Here is a 16,419-nt window from a genome sequence, read left to right as displayed (position 1 = left end):
TGGCACCAATAGATATCGCGATAAATTTTATCACTTGACAGCTCACGCCGGCATCTCTACGATTTGATTATCGCGATAACTGTTATCGCGCTATCGAAGGAACAGACTCCATGAAGATGAAGGCGCTCTTGGCCACCATGGCCGCAACCGTGGGCATTGCCGCTTCCGCGCTCGCGCACTCGGCCGACCGTATCCCCCAGAATCAGGCAGTCCGTAACGTGGTACTGGTGCACGGAGCGTTCGCCGACGGCTCCGGATGGCGCGGCGTATATGATCAACTTACCGAGCGTGGATACCGAGTCACCATCGTTCAGAACCCCCTTACTTCTCTCGCCGACGATGTGGCCGCGACGAAAAGAGTCCTCGACCGCCAGCAAGGCCCGACTATTCTCGTCGGCCATTCCTATGGTGGAACGGTCATCACCGAGGGCGGCACCGATCCGAAGGTCGCCGGACTGGTCTACGTTTCCGCCTTGGCGCCGGATGTCGGCGAATCCACGGGTTCCCAGTTCAAGGATATCCCCCCTCCCCCGGAATTCGTCATCGAGACGGGGAAGGATGGCTACGGTTTCGTCAGCCTCGAGAAATTCAAGACCGGCTTTGCCGGGGATACGAGCGACGCCGACGCCGCATTCCTGCGCGACTCCCAGGTTCCGATCAACATGTCCATTTTCGAAACCAGGCTGACCCGCGCCGCTTGGAAAAGCAAGCCGAGCTGGGCGGTGATTGCCACGCAAGACAAGGCGATCGATCCCAAGCTGTTGCGGCAGACTGCCGAACGGATCGGCGCGAAGATCACCGAGGTGAAGGGCAGCCATGTGGTATTCGTCACCCAACCCAAGGCCGTCGCCGATACCATCGATCGCGCGGCGCGGAACGCTTCCCATTGACCGCCATCAGTTGCTCCAATAAGGAGGATGCAGCCCTGCGAGGCTGCATCAGCCATATGGCTTCTCCATCGGTTTAGGCTTCGCCCGCATCAATCTGCATGAAGACCCTATCAGGCGGCGCGCTGGTATTGTGACTTGCCTGCGTCACGATAGGTCGGACAATGTGCTCAGCACGAAATCCGCGCGCTCCAACACGCTGACTTTGGGCAGCAACGACACCTCATAGCCCAGCGCAGGATAGGCCTTCTGCAGTCTCTGATACTCGGTCCGTGCCGCACGGATGCCATGACGTCGCTCCCGGTCTTGTTTATAGATTTCCGGCCACGGCGGCGCGAGGAACACGCGGCGGTGATAGCGATAGCGCTGTCCAAGCATTGTAAGAAGCGGTTCGCCCGTCAGTTCCTGCAGCGCCGCTGCCGCATCCACCAGGCCCCGATCGAAGAACACCCATTGGCCGTTGCCAGCATGGGCGGTTGCGTGGTCGTGGCGCGCGGTTGCAATCACGCGACGCAGAAACGCGGCCATGTCGATCCAAGGTACGGCTTGACCGCCGGTTCGATCCTCGGCCTGAACCACACGCCGCCCGGGCTCCTCGATAACGACATGGCCTTGCCGCCGCAGTTCGGCCAGCAACGTGGATTTGCCACCGCCCGAACAGCCAGAAATTACGACGAAACGATCCATATGGTCATGTACCTTGGGGGGAATTGATCTGTCCACGTCCTGAGGGGAACTGGGTGCCTGCCGAGGGACAGGCGCTGAACGCATTGCTTGCGCTTTTGCGCGAGGATGGCGTTGAGGCCAAAGATATTTCCGTCATCACACCCTACCGGGCTGTGCAGCAGAACCTCAAGCGTCTGCTTGGCGGCAAGATAGTGTCCGGTACGACCCACACCATGCAGGGCAAGGAGGCGCCAATCGTGATCGTGGTGCTCGGCGGCAACACGGCCGGCCCGGGAGCACGCAATTGGGCCGTTTCGGAAACGCCCCATTCGGGTCGATAGATCGGTCTGCAGCTTGTTTTCTCAGGCAGCGTCGGTACTTTAGTCGCATATGGGACAGGTTGCCAACGACTTATGTATCGTTTAGTATGTTAGTAATGTAAGCTACCTGGAGTTCGACATGGCGGTAATGGGACGCCCGCGGACCTTCGACCGGGACAGGGCCGTCGAGCAAGCGATGCACATCTTCTGGCAGAACGGCTACGAATCGACGTCGTTGAACCAGTTGAAGGCAGGTATAGGGAACGGCATATCTGCGCCGAGCTTCTATGCTGCCTTCGGTTCCAAGGAGGCGCTTTTTCAAGAGTGTATGCAACGCTACCTGTCCACTTATGCGCAGGTGACGGAGTCCCTATGGGATCCGGATCTCGCTCCGCGAGATGCCGTCGAAGCCGCCCTGCGCAGTTCCGCCAGGATGCAGTGCGAGCGCGGACACCCGAAAGGCTGCATGGTCGGCTTGGGCGTAATGAGCGCTCCATCCGAAGAAAATGCAGCCGTAACTGCACCCCTGACGCGCTCGCGCACGCGGACGCGGGCAGGCATCACAGCATGCGTGCAACGAGGGATCGACAGCGGGGAACTGCGCGCCGATACCGATGCTCGTGCATTGGCCACCGTCTTCGATGCATTCCTGATGGGACTCTCCACCTTGGCACGCGACGGCGTTCGTCACGCCGTCATGGAAGCCTCTATCACTCACATCATGTCAGCGTGGGATGCCGCGAAGACCATGAAGGGGTAGCGCCAGATCACGCTGGCGCTGGCGCCGCTGCCCGCGCACAATTCCCGACGATCCCGCCATCAATCATCAGATAGCCTTTGTCGTGGGTCGCCCACAGCATGGAAAGGGCATCGGTAACCTCCCCCCGACCAGCGACATGCCCGTCAGTGTAGATGCCGGGTGTAGGGAGATAGCCTGCCCGTCGCCAGACGGTCGGATGCGCCCGGTGATCAGCAGGCCATCGGTTTATAGAACAAGCCGGACGCTCGTTTCAGATCCGGCCGTCAGCCAGCAATTCGCGGGTGCGCTTCAGCGTGGACACCAAGGCGGCCTTGTAGCCCTTGTCGCTGTCGAACTGCATCTGCTCGGCCTGCTCCTCGGGGCCGCCCGGCGCTTTGCCACGCAGGCCGAGGTAGCAATAGAAGCGGAGCTGAAGCTCGCCGGCTTCGTCCTCGAACAGTTCATTGACGATGGCGCCTTCGCGCGGGCCGGTGGCCTGGAAGAAGGTGACCTTGCTTTCCGGCTCCAGGACGATGATCTCGCGCAGATCGGCGCCGGCGATGGTCGCCTCGCGCACGAAGTGGGTGGAACTCTCCTCCACCACGTCGCAGCGGGTGCAAAGGCCTTCGGGAAGGAACAGGCGGGCGTCGCGGGCCTTTAGGACCAGTCCTTGCCATACCTGCTTCCTCGTCAGAGTGGTCTCGCCTGCCCGGTTCACCGGGACAGTGGCGGTCGAGTAGATCATGATGAAGCTCCTTGTCTTGGTGGTGGGTGTCGCGCTGCAGTCAGGCGCCGACGCCCTGGGTGGCGAATTCTCGATACGAATGAAGGGGGCGACCCAGGAGCGTGGTCAGCCGCTCGACGTCGCCGGCATCGGGGACCATTCCGTCGGTCAGGAAACGCTCGGTCATCAGCCGCATGTCGAAAGCCATCCAGCTCGGCATATATTGCCGCAGGTTCTGCTCGAATGCAGCGGTGTCCTCGCCCGGATAGGCGATCGGGCGGCCCAGCACGTCCGTCCAGATGGCTGCGACGTCCGGACCGGTCAGCGTGTCGGGACCCACGAGGTTGATCCGGACCAGCGGAAGCGGCACAGCAGACCGCTCCCGGCGCAGGAGTTCGATCGCCGCGACCTCACCTACGTCGCGCGTATCGACCATCGCCAGGCCCTTGCCGCCGATCGGCATCGGATAGACCCCGTAGCCAGTCACCACATCCTTGATCGTGAGGTCGTTGCCGATGAAATAGGCCGGACGCAGGATGGTGGCGTTGAGGCCCATCTGTTCGATCATGCGCTCGACGCCGTACTTGCCCGCGAAGTGCGGCACGTTCACGTAGCGGTCGCTGTGTATCACCGAAAGGTAGACGATCCGCTCGATGCCGGACTCGCGGGCGATGTTGAGCGCGATCAGCGCCTGGGTGTACTCATCGGCCACCACCGCGTTGAGCAAGAACAGCGTCGAGACGCCGGAGAAGGCGCTACGCAACGAGTCGACGTCGAGCAGATCGCCCTGGACGACGCCTACACCGGCCGGGAAATTGGCCTTCGAGGCATCGCGGACAAACGCACGGACATCGGCGCCACGCTTGACGAGTTGCTCGACGACCTGGCGCCCGACGGTCCCGGTTGCACCGGTTACGAGAATGGTCATGATGAAGACTCCTTATGGGTTGGGCTGGGTGTGCACAAACTGTAGGTCATTCCATATTCAAAACGAAGACCATAAAATATAGACACCTCGTCCCAAACATGAGACACAATGGATCTCAACGCCCTGGAAGATTTCCAACTGGTAGCGGCTCACGGCGGCTTTGGAAGAGCCAGCCGTGCCAGCGGCCGACCCAAGGCCACCTTGTCGCGCCGCGTGGCCGACCTCGAGGACGCGCTGGGTATACGCCTTATGGAGCGCGGCACCCGCACCCTGGAACTGACCGATGCCGGCCGATTGCTGCTGGACCGGACCGAGGGGCCGATGCGGGAGGTCGACGAAGCCGTGGCCGCGGCGCGGGATGGCCTGGCGATTCCGCGAGGCCGGCTGCGCATCGCCGCACCCGTGCTGTTCTCACAGGTGGCGCTGGGACGTCTTGCCGCCGCGTTCCGCGCGGTCTATCCCGACGTAGAGATCGAGGTCGTGGCCGAGGATCGCTTCGCCAACCTGGTCGACGAGCATTTCGATGTCGCCATCCGCATCAATCCGCGCAAGGACAGCGTACTGGTCGGCAGGTGCTTCGCCAGGGACCGGCTCGTTCTGGCCGCCTCCCCTTCCCTTCAGATGCCAAAAGGACGCCGCGACCAGCCGGTCCGGGTTCCGGCCGTGGTCATGCCGACCTAACGCGACGGAGAGGTGTGGTCGGTCCGCGATGGCCGGTTCATCGTCGAACCACAGCCTGTTCTACGGCTGTCCTCGCTCCTGACGGTCCGGGATGCCGCTGCCGCCGGTGCGGGGGTGGCCATGCTGCCGAAGTCCATCATCGGCGGCCTGCTGGAGAAAGGCGAACTGGTGTCCTGGGGCATGGCCGAAGACGAAGTCGAGCTTTGGGTCCTCCACACGTCCCGACGCTTGCAAAGCCCCAAGGTCCGGGCTTTTGTGGAGTTCATGTGCAGCCAGTACCCCGACGGATCGTTCACCGTTCCGGCCCGGTAAAGGGCCGACTGGACCGGGGCGTTGTCCGGCGCCCGCTTCGTGATCAATTGCCATGACTGGCGCCGCATCATCAGGGTCTCCGTAACCTCCCTTGAGGTCGGCAAGATGCCGAAGTTCCATGCCGATCCCAGCTACCTCGGACGGTCGGGGATATACGAAGGTTGTGCCACTCAGGACGGCAGCATGATCCCCGAGACTTCCTCACAGATATCGATCAAGCGGTCCTGCAAAGCAGGATCGCGCGCCGCCGGATTCGGCGCCATGGGCTTCAGATGGTAGAAGTACCGCCCGGTGACGTCCGCTTTCGGGTCATCGCCCGCGGCGAGCCACGCCTGGGTACGATGTGCCTGGTTCATGTCGTCGGGCGCGCCCGGCCCGCCCATTTTGGTCGGCACCCACCCCGGTTCCAGCGCATTGGAAAACACATCTGGCCATCGACGCGCGATGGCAAAGGACAGCATGGCATCGTGCAGTTTGCTTTCGGCGTAGGCTTCCGGGCCATTCCAGCGGCGCGTGCGCCAGAGGATGTCGTCCAGGTCGGACCCCGCATGGTGGTGCATGCCGGAGCTCAGATAAACCAACCGCTGGGGACGCTCGATCAACGCCGTGAGGATGTAGGCCGACAGGGTGTTGATCGCAAAGACATGCGGCAAGCCGTCGCTGGTCTCACGGCGGGCTTCACGGTAACCGACCGCGGCGTTATGGATGACGGCATCGAAGCGACCCAATGCGTTGACCTGTGCCGCGATGTCCTTGGCACCGGCGATGGTCTCCACGTCGCCGACGACCACGCCCTGTGCCTGAGGCAACGCGGCCCGTGCATCCTTCGCGCGATCAGTATTGCGGGCGTGAAGCACGACGTAATGACCTTGCTGGACCAACAACTCGGCTGCCATCAGGCCGAGGCCGGTGGAAGATCCGGAAATGAAAATGCGAGACATGATTTTTTCCCTGGATGAGTGGCGGTACGTTGCACCGTCCACAATAGTTGGAGATCAAGATTGCTGAGGACGGGACGCGGCCGCGAGCACGGCGCCGAGCAGCGCGCAGCCGGCGCCGAGCAGGTAGACGGCGGCATAGCCGAATTGCCCGGCAATGACGCCCGCCGCTGGCCCCGAGACGCCATAGGCGATGTCGAGGAAAGCCACGAAGGCTCCCATCGCGCTGCCGCGGTTGGCCGGGGGTACCCGCTTGAGCGCTTCGACGCCGAGCGCCGGAAACACCAGCGCGCAACCCAGACCCGTAACCAAGGCGCCGGCAAGCGCGGTCCATTCGTTCGGCGCGAACCAGAGCATCGCCTGGCCGACGGCTTCGACCACCAGCGACCACAGGCCGACCCGATAGCCGCCCATGCGGTCCGGCAAGTGTCCCAGCACGGCCCGCACGAAGATGAAGCCGATCCCGAAAGCGGTCATCACCAGTCCCGCATTACCCCAGTGGCGCGCCGCGAAGTACAGCGAGGCGAACGCGGTAAGGCCCGATAAGCCGACGCCTTGAAGCATCAGACCCAGGCCCTCGCGCCAGATGCGGCCAACGACACGGTAGAACGGCAACCGCGTACCACCCGGCGACAGGTAAGCGGTCGAACCCAGTGCAATCAGGGCGGCGAGCACCGGCGCCACGATGCAGGCGACCATCGCGGCCGCCAGGCCGTGGCTCTGGTACAGCCCCATGCCGACGGGCGCGCCGATCGAAAGCGCGGCGAACATCGAGATGCCGGTCCAGGACATCGACATGCCCGCGCGCTGCGGACCGACGGAGGCTATCGACCAGGACACGCAGCCTGTGACGAACTGGCTTTCGCCGAGGCCCGCGGTGAGACGGCCGGCGATAACGATGGCCAGACTGGCCCCTGGCGACAGGCCGGGCATGGCAGCGCCCAGATAGAGCAGCCCGGCGAGCGCTGAAATCGCGGCGCCTTGCAGCGCCGAACGCTTGCCTCCTTGCTGATCGGTCACCCGTCCGGCATGGCCGCGTGTGAGCACCGTCGCCAGAAACTGGATTCCAATCACCAGTCCGACGACGACGTTGCTGAATCCGAGATGGCCATGAATGAACAGCGGAATGACCGGCAGGGGCAGACCGACGGCCAGGTAGCCACAGAACAACGCGGCAATGATCCCCGGTGCCGGCCGGGACAGGTGCGCAGGTGCCGTATCGGCCGGCGCCGCCTGCTTCATGGCGAGAGCTTGCATGACAGCCTCCAATGACTGAAATAAAAAGGACGCGGCCCTGGCGTGCCGGGCCGCCCGGGTTCGTTACGCGGCGGCATTGAAAAGATCAGTGCGATAACCGCTTGCCTCGATCAGGTAGTCACGCGAGGCAGTCACCTCTGCGTCGAGCTTGGCCACATCCACGCCGATAAGCTGGCCACCGCGCTTGCGCAGCTGGCCGGCTACCATCACGGTGTCCACATCGGCGCGTTCGACCGCCTGGACGATCGTGCCGATAGCGTTGGTCACGGGAAAGACGGCCACGCCGCTGGTGCGAACCATGATGATGTCCGCCTGCTTACCAGGCGTCAGCGTGCCGATCTGGCCTTCCAGGCCAGCGGCGCGGGCGCCATTCACCGTGGCTGCCTGCAGCACCGCTTCGACGGAGATTGGCGCGGGCGTGCCAGCCTCGCCGCGGAAACGCCGATAGCGCATTGCCGAGCGCTGCTGTCCGAACAGTGCATGCATTTCACCGAACATGTCGCTGCCGAAGGCAGTATCGAGGTCAATGCCCAACGCAGGGGCCATGCCATGGTCCACTGCCAATTGGTAGGCAAAGGTTTCGTCGTCGAAACCGAACAAAGCGTCCGAGCGCGGGTTGACCGTAATGTTTACACCGGCATCAGCCAACAGTTTCCAGGTCTCCTGCGGCACCCGCGTGCAGTGATTGAAAATGTTGTGCGCGCCCAGCACACCCGGTTGGGCAAATTCGGGACCGAGCTTGGCCAGGTCGCCGATAAACTCGGTCAGGATGCGCATCTCCAGTTCGCGCGCGACCTTCCACCAGTCCAGGTTGAGCTGGCCGAACAGGCCGACCTGCACCCGACTGCTCGCTTTATTCCAGTTGTACGCCAACCGCTGCAGATCGCCGGGCAGGTGCGCTGCGGAGGCCTTCTTGTCCATGGCGGCTCCGACCATGTGCAGCGCCCGGATGCCGGAGTCTTCCAGAGCGTCGAGCGCCGCGTCGGTGTGTTCGGGGCTGCGCGAGCTGTGGCAAGCGTCGATGATCGTGGTGATGCCGGCGTCCAGCGAAGCGGCGGCCGTCAGCTTCGTGCTCAGGTACATATCCAGCGGACGGTAGTGCCTGCCCAGCTTTTCGGCGACGACGTCGATGTAGGCGAAGAGGTCGTCCACGTTGGGCATCATGCGGCGCATCACGCCGAGCCACATGTGGTGGTGCGCATCGACCAGGCCCGGCATGACGATGTGCCCGGTCGCGTCGATTACCAGGGCGTCCTCCGCCTGCAGGGCGGGTCCAACCGCTGCGACGCGGCCATCCTGCACCAGGACATCGCCCGTGGCGAGATTGGGAACCTTGGCATCCAATGTCAGGATGGTGCCGCTTTTGAAGAGGGTGCGATCTACAGTCATGGAATGCTCCTTGAAGATGAGTGGCCAGTCGGCGGCCTGATTCCCCCGGGAAATCGCAGTCCGCGTCGTCACGGTTCACACGATAGGTTGCATGCCATCTTTGATAAAGGTAGTCTCGATCAAATGATTTTTGCTAAAAATCAAAGATGGAGGGCGATATGAGTTTCGATGGCCGGCTGTTGTCGGGTATGAGCGTGTTAGCGGCGGTAGTGGAGGCCGGCAGCTTCAGTCGTGCGGGTGAAGTGCTCGGGCTGTCGGCTTCCGGGGTGAGCCGGTCGATTTCCAGATTGGAGGAAAGACTTGGCGTCCGCTTGATCGATCGGACGACGCGTACGCTGCACCTGACGAGCGAAGGTGCAAACTTGTATGAACGCGCAGCGCCGCACCTGGGAGGCATCGAAGAGGCTGCAAGCTACGTATCGGGTGCGGCCGTCACGGTGCGCGGCACACTGCGAGTCAGCCTGAACCCGATATTTGCGCGGCACGTCCTCGCGTTGAAATTGCCGCAGTTGCACGAGCGCCATCCTGGTTTGCGACTGACGGTGTTGCAGCAACCGGACGTGGGAGATCTCGTGGCCGAAGGGATCGACGTTGCGGTGCGCTTCGGGCCACAACCGCCGTCGACCATGACTTCGCGGATGTTGCTCCAGACGCGCGTTCTAACCGTGGCGTCCCCCAGGTATCTGTCGCGGCATGGCCGACCCAAGCGGCCGGAAAAGCTGGCCGATCACAACTGCATCCAGTACATCGATCCGCGAAGCGGCAAGCCGTTCCCGTGGGAGTTCCATCGCGGTCGGGAAATCCGGCCGGTGAAGACGAACGGCCATCTCACAACCACCGATGTGGACCTGATGGTTCAGGCATGCGTCAATGGCGCAGGGATCGCTCAGGTGCTCGCGCTCAGCGTTGGCCATCTGATCGCCAATGGGCAATTGGTCGAACTGTTTCCAGAGTGGCCGGACGAAACCTATCCGCTGTACGCCATCCGACCGTCTCGCAGGCTGGCGCCTGCCGCCGTTGAAGCGTTTTTGGATTTCTGCGTGGAGATTTGCCGCGAACATGCAGCGTAGTGCTACGAACTTTCGACGCCCCAGGCGCCCACCAACCGCTTATGCTGCCCGATTGCTACTTGTTATCTTTCAGCGTGTACAAGAACGCCGCGATGTCGCGCGCGTCCTGTTCCGTCACGCCCAGGTCCGGCATGGCGGATTGCGGGTCCACCTCCGTGGGATGGCGTAGCCAATGCACCATGTTCGCGGGTGTATTCGGCAAAACCCCGGCGATGTACAGACGGTCCGCCATGCCGCCCAGCGGCGGACCGACGTGACGGTCCGCGCCCACCACGCCCGGGATCGCATGGCAGGTGACGCACAGATATTGGTGCAAAGCCTCGCGCCCTGCCCCAGCGTCGCCCAGGCGCAGGTCCTGCACCGGCACGGGGCTGGTTGCGGCCGGCGGCTCCGGGTGTTGCTGCTGCCAGCCTTGATAGGCTGCGGGTGACAGGGTCGGCAGCACCTTGATGAAGGCCACCAGGTCCCAGGTCTCGGTTTCGTCGAGCCGATACTTCCAAGCGGGCATACCGGTCATCTTGATGCCGTAGCGTATGGCCCGATAGATTTCTTCCGCCGACCACTCCCGCGCGCTGGCGACCAGTGCCGACGGCGCCGGCGTCATGCCGCGCGCGAAGGGCTCCGGCGCCAGGCCTGGCGCGCCGTGGCATTGGACGCAGTGCGCGCGGAACAGCCTGAAGCCATTCACCGCCCGCCCCTCCGCGTCCAGGTCGGGCGCCATGAGGTCGCCCACGCGTGCCCGGATGGAATGCCGCGCAACGATGCCGATGATGCGGTGGGCCGGTGCGAGGTGCGGTTGCGTGGCGCTGACGTCGTACCAGCCGCTGTACACGGCGGCGGTGGCGAAGACGCCAGCGGCGGCGGCCAACGCCAAGGTGGTCAGGGCAGCGACGCGCTTCCATTTCTTCATATCGGGTCTTCCAACGCGCTATCGCAGGGTAAGTAGATAGGCCGCGATGTCCACCGCCTCTGCGTGGCTCAGGCCCACATTGGGCATGACGGTCCGGGCGTCGATCGCTGGTGGATCCTGCAACCACCGCACCAGGTTCTCGGGCGTGTTGGGAAGCACACCGCCGATATAGGCGCGACTTCCCATCGCCGCCAGCGGCGGCCCGACGCCGGACGACGGGCCGCGCACCCCCGGGATGGCATGGCAACTGACGCAGCCATGCGTCGCGATAAGTCGTTCGCCGCGGGATGGACTGGCCTGGGCCAGCGGTCTGACGTCCGGCCCCGGCCACAAGGGCGCGGACTCGCGGCCACAGGCGGGCAAAGCCGTGATCGCCACGATGCCGAACGCCAGCCGCGCGACGCGGCTGCGGGCGGCCCGGCGCGGGCCGGCGCGCCGGGCATGTGTGCCGAAGGGACATGCGGGCATCGTTATTTCTCCCTGGACTGGACGGTTACGCAAGTACTTTGCCAAGCGGGGTGCAAGCGCTTGAGCGCCGCGCGAGCGTGCAATCCTTACATGCGGCTGAAGAATCTCGCATAGCCGTCGGCGGCGCCCGCGGAGTCGGCCAAGCAACGGGCCGGCCGCGCTGTCGGTATGCCACGTGCTGAGGGCCGCGCACGTCCCACCTGCGCCGCGGCGGGTGGCTGCGCCATTCTTCCAATAAATTGCCATGTCACTTCGGGCCCTGGTTGCCGTCTTGATTGCCATGCCGTTGCCGGCAAACGCGCGCCCGCAGTCCGTCCTGGATCCTGCCGGCCCATACGCGCAGCGCGTCACGGAGATGGGGTGGGTGCTGTTCATCGGTGGCGGAGTGTTGTTCGTGTGGGTACTTGCGACCCTGGCGCTCGCGCTGTATGGGCCTCCCGGTCTGCGGGCGCGCCTCGGACAGCGCAGGATAATCGTGGTGGCCGGCATCGGCGTGCCGTCGATCATCCTAAGTGCATTGCTGGTATATGCGTTTGGAACGGCCGCATTCATGGCCCGCGCGGGGTCTCCCCCCGGCGCGCGCATCGAAGTAAAGGGAGAGATGTGGTGGTGGCGAGTGCGCTACCTGGACGCCAATGGGCAGGCGCTGTTCGAAACCGCCAACGATATCCGTATTCCCACGGGCCAGCCGGTGGATTTCACCCTGGCGTCCGACAACGTCATACACAGCTTCTGGGTACCCAACCTCGGTGGAAAGGTCGACATGATCCCGGGTCGCGTCAACCGGCTGCGCCTGCAGGCCGATGCGCCAGGGCGGTTCAGTGGCCAATGCGCGGAGTACTGCGGCGCCCAGCACGCAAGAATGCGCTTCGACGTGATGGCGGTCGACCCCGCCGAATTCGAAGCATGGCTGCAAGCGCAGCGCCGGCCCGCACCCGAACCCGCGGACACCCGGCTTTGGGCCGGCCAACAGTTGTTCATGCGGGCCTGTGCGCAGTGCCACACCGTCCGGGGCACCGCCGCAGCCGGCCGGCTCGGGCCCGACCTGACCCATATCGGCAGCCGGCTGTCGCTGGCGGCTGGCACGCTCCCCAATAACGTCGGCACGCTGGCCGGGTGGATAGCGGGCAGCCAACACATCAAGCCGGGCAACCAGATGCCTTCCTTCAATCAGCTATCGGGCGAAGGGCTGCGGGCCGTCGCGCAGTATATGGAAAGCCTGAAGTGATGCCTGCGACTTCCACCCATGACGCGAGCTCGGACGCACCTGCCCTGGCCTCCCCGGAAGAAGGCCTGGCGCAGCTCCGGCGCGTTTGGCGCCGCCCCACCGGGTGGCGCGCCCTGACCGTTGTCAACAACAACTATGTCGGCCTGCTGTATATCGGCACGGCAATGCTGTTCTTCGTGCTGGCGGGCATTCTGGCGCTGGTGATGCGCACGCAGCTGGCCGTTCCTGATAACGACTTCGTTGGGCATGCCCTGTATAACCAGCTGTTCACGATGCATGGCACGGTAATGATGTTCCTGTTCGCCGTGCCGGCCGTGGAGGCCATGGCCGTGCTGCTGCTGCCCAATATGCTGGGCGCGCGCGACCTGCCGTTTCCCCGCCTGTCCGCCTATGCCTACTGGGCATATGCGGTGGGCGGCATTGTTTTCTTCTGCAGCATATTCGCCGGCCTGGCGCCCGACGGCGGATGGTTCATGTACCCGCCGCTGACCAGCACCGCCTACTCGCCGGCGGTCAACGCGGACTTATGGCTGCTGGGAATCGGCTTCATTGAGATCTCCGCCATCGCCGGCGCCATCGAGCTTGCCGTCGGCATACTGCGCACCCGCGCGCCAGGCATGACGCTGGACAAGATGCCCATCTTCGCGTGGGTCATGCTGGTGTTCTCCGGCATGGTGATCATTGCGTTCCCGGCCGTCATCGTGGCCACCGCGCTGCTGGAACTGGAGCGCGCATTCAACTGGCCATTCTTCATCGCCACGAAAGGCGGGGATCCCCTGCTGTGGCAACACCTGTTCTGGTTTTTCGGCCATCCGGAGGTCTACATTATTTTCCTGCCTGCGGCCGGAATGGTGTCGATGATCATCCCTGCCATGACAGGCCGGCCACTGGTCGGATATCGGCTGGTCGTGCTTGCAGTTGTCGCCACCGGGTTCTTCAGCTTTGGCCTGTGGGTGCACCACATGTTCGCCACCGGCATTCCGCACTTGTCGCTGGGGTTTGCATCGGCGTCGAGCATGGCGGTGGCCGTACCCACCGGCATCCAGATATTCGCCTGGGTGGCCACCATTGCCACCGCCGCGCGGCTGCGACCCTTGAAAACGCCCATGCTGTTCATTCTTGGGTTCTTCTTCGTTTTCGTGCTCGGGGGGCTGACCGGCGTCATGGTGGCCGTGATTCCCTTCGATATGCAGGTGCATGACACTTACTTCATCGTGGCGCACCTGCACTATGTGCTGTTTGGCGGCATGGTGTTTCCGCTGTTCGCGGCCTTCTACTATTGGGCCCCCCTGGTCAGCCGGCGGGCGCTGTCGGAACGGCTTGGACGCTGGGCCTTCTGGCTGATGTTCATCGGCTTCAACGTCAGCTTCTTCCCCATGCACATCACGGGCCTGGTTGGCATGCCGCGGCGCGTGTACACCTACGCCGACAGCTACGGGTGGGGCATGCTGAACATGGTATCGACCGTTGGCGCGTACATGATCGCGGCGGGCGTGCTGGTTTTCCTCGTCGACCTGGTCCGCACTTTCCGGCCCTCGGTCAGCGGCAACGCCGGCAATGTCTGGAACGCAGGCACGCTGGAATGGCTGCCCAACGCCGAGTACGGCACGCGCAGCATTCCAACGGTGGCCAGCCGCGAGCCGCTGTGGGACCAACCTGACCTCGCCAGGGAGGTCGGCGCGGGGTTGCACTATCTGTCGGGCGCGCCCACGGGCAGGCGCAGCACACTGGTGACCAGCGCGCTGGACGCCCGCCCCCAGTACGTCCTGCAATTACCCGGCCCCGGCTGGTCGCCGCTGGTTGCCGCGCTGGGTACGGCGGGGTTCTTTCTTCTGCTGACCGTCAAAATGACGCTGCTCGCAGCGGCATGCGGGGTACTGACTGTCGTCATGATCCTGCGCTGGTTGTGGGGCAGCGAACCGGCGGGGGTCCAGGCCGTGGTGGACATCGGCGGCGGTTCGCGGCTTCCGACGCATTGCAATGGGCCCCAGTCGCACTCGTGGTGGGCGATGGTGATACTGCTCATGGTCTGCGCAAGCATTTTCGGCGCGATGGTGTTCGCCTATCTGTTTCTTTGGACCACCTCGCCGGAAGGGTGGCGGCCGGAGCAGGGACTGCCAGCCTGGCAATGGCCGCTGGCCTCGGCCGCGCTTTTTATCGGCAGCGCCACCTTGGTGGCGTATGCCGGGCGCCAATTGCGGCGCGAGCGCCACGGACCGCTGCGGTGGTGCCTGCCCGCCGCGCTCCTGCTGCTGGCGGGGGCGGTCGCGCTGGAGGGCTGGGGCCATTGGCAGACTGGCCTGCGCCCGCAGGACAGCGCCTATGCCGCCACCGTGTATGGATTGGCCGGATATCAGGCCTTGCTGACGATCACACTGTGCTTCATGGGCGCGTTCACGTTGGCGCGATCGCTGGCACGGCGCCTGGGCCCACGGCATCGAGGCAGTTTCCACAATACGTCGCTGCTATGGCACTACGTCGTGGCCCAGGGCCTGATCGCGCTGCTGATCGTCCACGGCCTGGCGAGCCAGGCGGGGGGCTAGCATGGCTGCCGGGTTCTTCAGCGCCTTCCTCGTCACGCTGGCCGGGCCTTTGATCTGGGCGGCCCACTTCCTGGTGGCGTATAGCGTCAACGGCGTCATATGCGCGCGGCCCGCATGGCAGGCCGACTGGCTGGGCATGGCGGTATCGTCCTGGATCATCTGCGCCGGCAGCGGCCTGGCACTGGTGGGTATGGCGCTGGTTCTCCACCGGAACCGCAAGCGCCTGCCCGCGCTTGGCAATCCGCGTTTCCTGCCCGGGCTGGCGACCGCCCTGACGCTGCTGTCGTCGCTCGCCGTCATCTGGCAGACCGTACCCGCGCTAATGCTGCCGGCTTGCAGATAATGCGCGCGTCGAGGGCAGAACGACTACGCGGCCTCAGGCGGGCGCTCTACTGCTCGATCCAACCGAAGCCGAACGTCGAACCTCTCATTCGGTCATCCTCAGGTCTGGTAAGCAGCGAGATCAAAGGGATGGCTGTAATCGATATAGGGCCATGCCGTCGCCTTTACCGTCTCACCGGGTCGGCCTGGCAGTCGCGCAGATTCGCAAGAAGGAATTTGTCCACATGGGAGAACAGCTCGGCGTTGGTCCTTGGTGGGGCGGATCTCCCCCACCCTTATTGAAGGGTGTGCGGGCCCTGCAGGGTGCCAATGGCCCCGTGCCTTGAGTCCATGCCGCACGCCCCGAAACCGCGAATAACCGTACCAGCCGATGTCATGTCCGCAAGCAAAAACTTGGACGAAAAAAACAGGAAACCCGTGGCCGTTCAGGTCGTGGTACGCCTGGGCCTATGGCAAGTAGATGGGAAGCTTGCCCGAAACACCGATCGGACCATGAGCATCTTGAACGATGAACACGATAGACGCCCTTCCCTTGGCACCATTGTGCTGGGCCAATGCAAATGTCCCTGGCACCGTTGTGACGGCCATGTAGCCATGGGAGATCATGTCATGCGTCACCGCCAAGGGATTCGACGTCAGCTCTACAGACGCTCCGAGCAGTAAATCCTTCTCGCCCGCGTTTACTGCCGCCGCAGAAACAATATTACCGGCACTAACGGCGCCGCTTTTGATCGGGATACTGATCGATATACCTTCGCTGTCCAGCTTTGCGTCGATAACGAGTTCGGGAACACCGCAAATTTCAGGAAGCAAAGAGCCATGGGCGTCTTGCGTAGGTGATTGTGCCGGATTCATTGACGGACCTCACGAAATTTTGGATTACGCAACACGATGGTGTCGCGTACCCAAGCTACCCTCCTGAAAGCGAGCAGTCGTTTAATTCTTCGCGATCGTTTTTTATTTTCTGCCCTTTCTTGCGAACCAGCCGCGGCCGACATCCTGTGTCTGGCAGAGATC

Annotated in this window: 16 protein-coding genes and 1 pseudogene; 8 read left to right on the top strand and 9 right to left on the bottom strand. The window is 63.6% G+C overall.

The window, feature by feature from the left end:
* Window positions 1–110: 110 nt before the first annotated feature.
* Window positions 111–890 (top strand): alpha/beta fold hydrolase, encoded by a 780-nt coding sequence (locus BAU07_RS10500; RefSeq protein ID WP_066657093.1) that lies wholly within the window; start codon window positions 111–113, stop codon window positions 888–890.
* 144 nt (window positions 891–1,034) lie between these two features.
* Here BAU07_RS10500 and BAU07_RS10495 read toward each other — a convergent pair whose 3' ends face one another.
* The gene (locus tag BAU07_RS10495) at window positions 1,035–1,574 is read right to left on the bottom strand and encodes an AAA family ATPase (RefSeq protein WP_066657091.1); all 540 of its coding nucleotides are present in this window, start codon (window positions 1,572–1,574) and stop codon (window positions 1,035–1,037) included.
* 53 nt (window positions 1,575–1,627) lie between these two features.
* Between BAU07_RS10495 and BAU07_RS10490 the strand changes: the two genes are divergently transcribed.
* Window positions 1,628–1,894, top strand: coding sequence for an AAA domain-containing protein (locus BAU07_RS10490; protein WP_198168892.1), 267 nt, complete (start codon window positions 1,628–1,630; stop codon window positions 1,892–1,894).
* A 118-nt stretch (window positions 1,895–2,012) separates the two neighbouring features.
* On the top strand, window positions 2,013–2,633 hold the full coding sequence (locus BAU07_RS10485) for a TetR/AcrR family transcriptional regulator (protein WP_066657089.1): 621 nt from the start codon (window positions 2,013–2,015) through the stop codon (window positions 2,631–2,633).
* A 250-nt stretch (window positions 2,634–2,883) separates the two neighbouring features.
* On the opposite strand, the gene BAU07_RS10480 is transcribed toward BAU07_RS10485, so the two are convergent.
* The gene (locus tag BAU07_RS10480) at window positions 2,884–3,357 is read right to left on the bottom strand and encodes an SRPBCC family protein (RefSeq protein WP_066657087.1); all 474 of its coding nucleotides are present in this window, start codon (window positions 3,355–3,357) and stop codon (window positions 2,884–2,886) included.
* A gap of 40 nt (window positions 3,358–3,397) precedes the next feature.
* Window positions 3,398–4,264: an SDR family oxidoreductase gene (locus BAU07_RS10475; RefSeq protein ID WP_066657085.1), complete on the bottom strand. Its 867-nt coding sequence runs from the start codon at window positions 4,262–4,264 to the stop codon at window positions 3,398–3,400.
* A gap of 108 nt (window positions 4,265–4,372) precedes the next feature.
* Here BAU07_RS10475 and BAU07_RS10470 point away from each other — a divergent pair.
* Window positions 4,373–5,257: pseudogene (locus tag BAU07_RS10470) on the top strand (LysR family transcriptional regulator).
* A 170-nt stretch (window positions 5,258–5,427) separates the two neighbouring features.
* Here the strand turns inward: BAU07_RS10470 and BAU07_RS10465 are convergent.
* The 3 genes from BAU07_RS10465 to BAU07_RS10455 all read right to left on the bottom strand — a co-directional run bounded on the left by BAU07_RS10465 (window position 5,428) and on the right by BAU07_RS10455 (window position 8,913).
* Window positions 5,428–6,198 (bottom strand): SDR family NAD(P)-dependent oxidoreductase, encoded by a 771-nt coding sequence (locus BAU07_RS10465; protein ID WP_066657082.1) that lies wholly within the window; start codon window positions 6,196–6,198, stop codon window positions 5,428–5,430.
* Window positions 6,199–6,252: 54 nt separating this feature from the next.
* Entirely contained in the window at window positions 6,253–7,452 is a 1,200-nt protein-coding gene (locus BAU07_RS10460) for an arabinose transporter (RefSeq protein WP_066657080.1), read from the bottom strand.
* A 63-nt stretch (window positions 7,453–7,515) separates the two neighbouring features.
* Window positions 7,516–8,913, bottom strand: a complete 1,398-nt coding sequence (locus BAU07_RS10455) for an amidohydrolase family protein (RefSeq protein ID WP_198168891.1) — start codon at window positions 8,911–8,913, stop codon at window positions 7,516–7,518.
* Between the two features lie 86 nt (window positions 8,914–8,999).
* On the opposite strand from BAU07_RS10455, the gene BAU07_RS10450 reads away from it, so the two are divergent.
* Window positions 9,000–9,911 carry a LysR family transcriptional regulator gene (locus BAU07_RS10450; RefSeq protein WP_066657076.1) on the top strand — a complete coding sequence of 304 codons (912 nt, stop codon included), beginning with the start codon at window positions 9,000–9,002 and terminating at the stop codon, window positions 9,909–9,911.
* 55 nt (window positions 9,912–9,966) lie between these two features.
* On the opposite strand, the gene BAU07_RS10445 is transcribed toward BAU07_RS10450, so the two are convergent.
* Both BAU07_RS10445 and BAU07_RS10440 read right to left on the bottom strand, forming a co-directional pair.
* The gene (locus tag BAU07_RS10445) at window positions 9,967–10,821 is read right to left on the bottom strand and encodes a c-type cytochrome (RefSeq protein WP_066657074.1); all 855 of its coding nucleotides are present in this window, start codon (window positions 10,819–10,821) and stop codon (window positions 9,967–9,969) included.
* Window positions 10,822–10,839: 18 nt separating this feature from the next.
* Window positions 10,840–11,289, bottom strand: a complete 450-nt coding sequence (locus tag BAU07_RS10440; RefSeq protein WP_066657072.1) for a c-type cytochrome — start codon at window positions 11,287–11,289, stop codon at window positions 10,840–10,842.
* 244 nt (window positions 11,290–11,533) lie between these two features.
* Between BAU07_RS10440 and BAU07_RS10435 the strand changes: the two genes are divergently transcribed.
* From BAU07_RS10435 to BAU07_RS10425, 3 genes are read left to right on the top strand one after another with little or no spacing between them, the layout of a single operon-like run.
* Complete coding sequence (locus BAU07_RS10435; protein WP_084025566.1) at window positions 11,534–12,517, top strand: cytochrome c oxidase subunit II; 984 nt, start codon at window positions 11,534–11,536, stop codon at window positions 12,515–12,517.
* Window positions 12,517–15,060: a cytochrome c oxidase subunit I gene (locus BAU07_RS10430; RefSeq protein WP_066657066.1), complete on the top strand. Its 2,544-nt coding sequence runs from the start codon at window positions 12,517–12,519 to the stop codon at window positions 15,058–15,060. The genes BAU07_RS10435 and BAU07_RS10430 overlap by 1 nt, the downstream gene beginning before the upstream one ends.
* Window position 15,061: 1 nt before the next feature.
* Window positions 15,062–15,403: a hypothetical protein gene (locus tag BAU07_RS10425; protein ID WP_066657065.1), complete on the top strand. Its 342-nt coding sequence runs from the start codon at window positions 15,062–15,064 to the stop codon at window positions 15,401–15,403.
* 446 nt (window positions 15,404–15,849) lie between these two features.
* On the opposite strand, the gene BAU07_RS27135 is transcribed toward BAU07_RS10425, so the two are convergent.
* A complete protein-coding gene (locus tag BAU07_RS27135; protein ID WP_157122177.1) occupies window positions 15,850–16,257 on the bottom strand; it encodes a hypothetical protein in 408 nt (135 codons plus the stop codon).
* Window positions 16,258–16,419: the final 162 nt, after the last annotated feature.

The organism is Bordetella flabilis, from assembly GCF_001676725.1.
Lineage (GTDB): Bacteria > Pseudomonadota > Gammaproteobacteria > Burkholderiales > Burkholderiaceae_B > Bordetella_C > Bordetella_C flabilis.
This window is presented reverse-complemented; position numbering and strand designations above follow the sequence as displayed.

Coding starts and splice junctions, on each gene's coding strand:
- BAU07_RS10460 (WP_066657080.1), bottom strand. CDS start 7,452: ATGCAAGCTCTCGCCATGAAGCAGGCGGCGCCGGCCGATACGGCACCT.
- BAU07_RS10500 (WP_066657093.1), top strand. CDS start 111: ATGAAGATGAAGGCGCTCTTGGCCACCATGGCCGCAACCGTGGGCATT.
- BAU07_RS10435 (WP_084025566.1), top strand. CDS start 11,534: ATGTCACTTCGGGCCCTGGTTGCCGTCTTGATTGCCATGCCGTTGCCG.
- BAU07_RS10440 (WP_066657072.1), bottom strand. CDS start 11,289: ATGCCCGCATGTCCCTTCGGCACACATGCCCGGCGCGCCGGCCCGCGC.
- BAU07_RS10485 (WP_066657089.1), top strand. CDS start 2,013: ATGGCGGTAATGGGACGCCCGCGGACCTTCGACCGGGACAGGGCCGTC.
- BAU07_RS10465 (WP_066657082.1), bottom strand. CDS start 6,198: ATGTCTCGCATTTTCATTTCCGGATCTTCCACCGGCCTCGGCCTGATG.
- BAU07_RS10430 (WP_066657066.1), top strand. CDS start 12,517: ATGCCTGCGACTTCCACCCATGACGCGAGCTCGGACGCACCTGCCCTG.
- BAU07_RS10450 (WP_066657076.1), top strand. CDS start 9,000: ATGAGTTTCGATGGCCGGCTGTTGTCGGGTATGAGCGTGTTAGCGGCG.
- BAU07_RS10425 (WP_066657065.1), top strand. CDS start 15,062: ATGGCTGCCGGGTTCTTCAGCGCCTTCCTCGTCACGCTGGCCGGGCCT.
- BAU07_RS10445 (WP_066657074.1), bottom strand. CDS start 10,821: ATGAAGAAATGGAAGCGCGTCGCTGCCCTGACCACCTTGGCGTTGGCC.
- BAU07_RS10480 (WP_066657087.1), bottom strand. CDS start 3,357: ATGATCTACTCGACCGCCACTGTCCCGGTGAACCGGGCAGGCGAGACC.
- BAU07_RS27135 (WP_157122177.1), bottom strand. CDS start 16,257: ATGAATCCGGCACAATCACCTACGCAAGACGCCCATGGCTCTTTGCTT.
- BAU07_RS10495 (WP_066657091.1), bottom strand. CDS start 1,574: ATGGATCGTTTCGTCGTAATTTCTGGCTGTTCGGGCGGTGGCAAATCC.
- BAU07_RS10475 (WP_066657085.1), bottom strand. CDS start 4,264: ATGACCATTCTCGTAACCGGTGCAACCGGGACCGTCGGGCGCCAGGTC.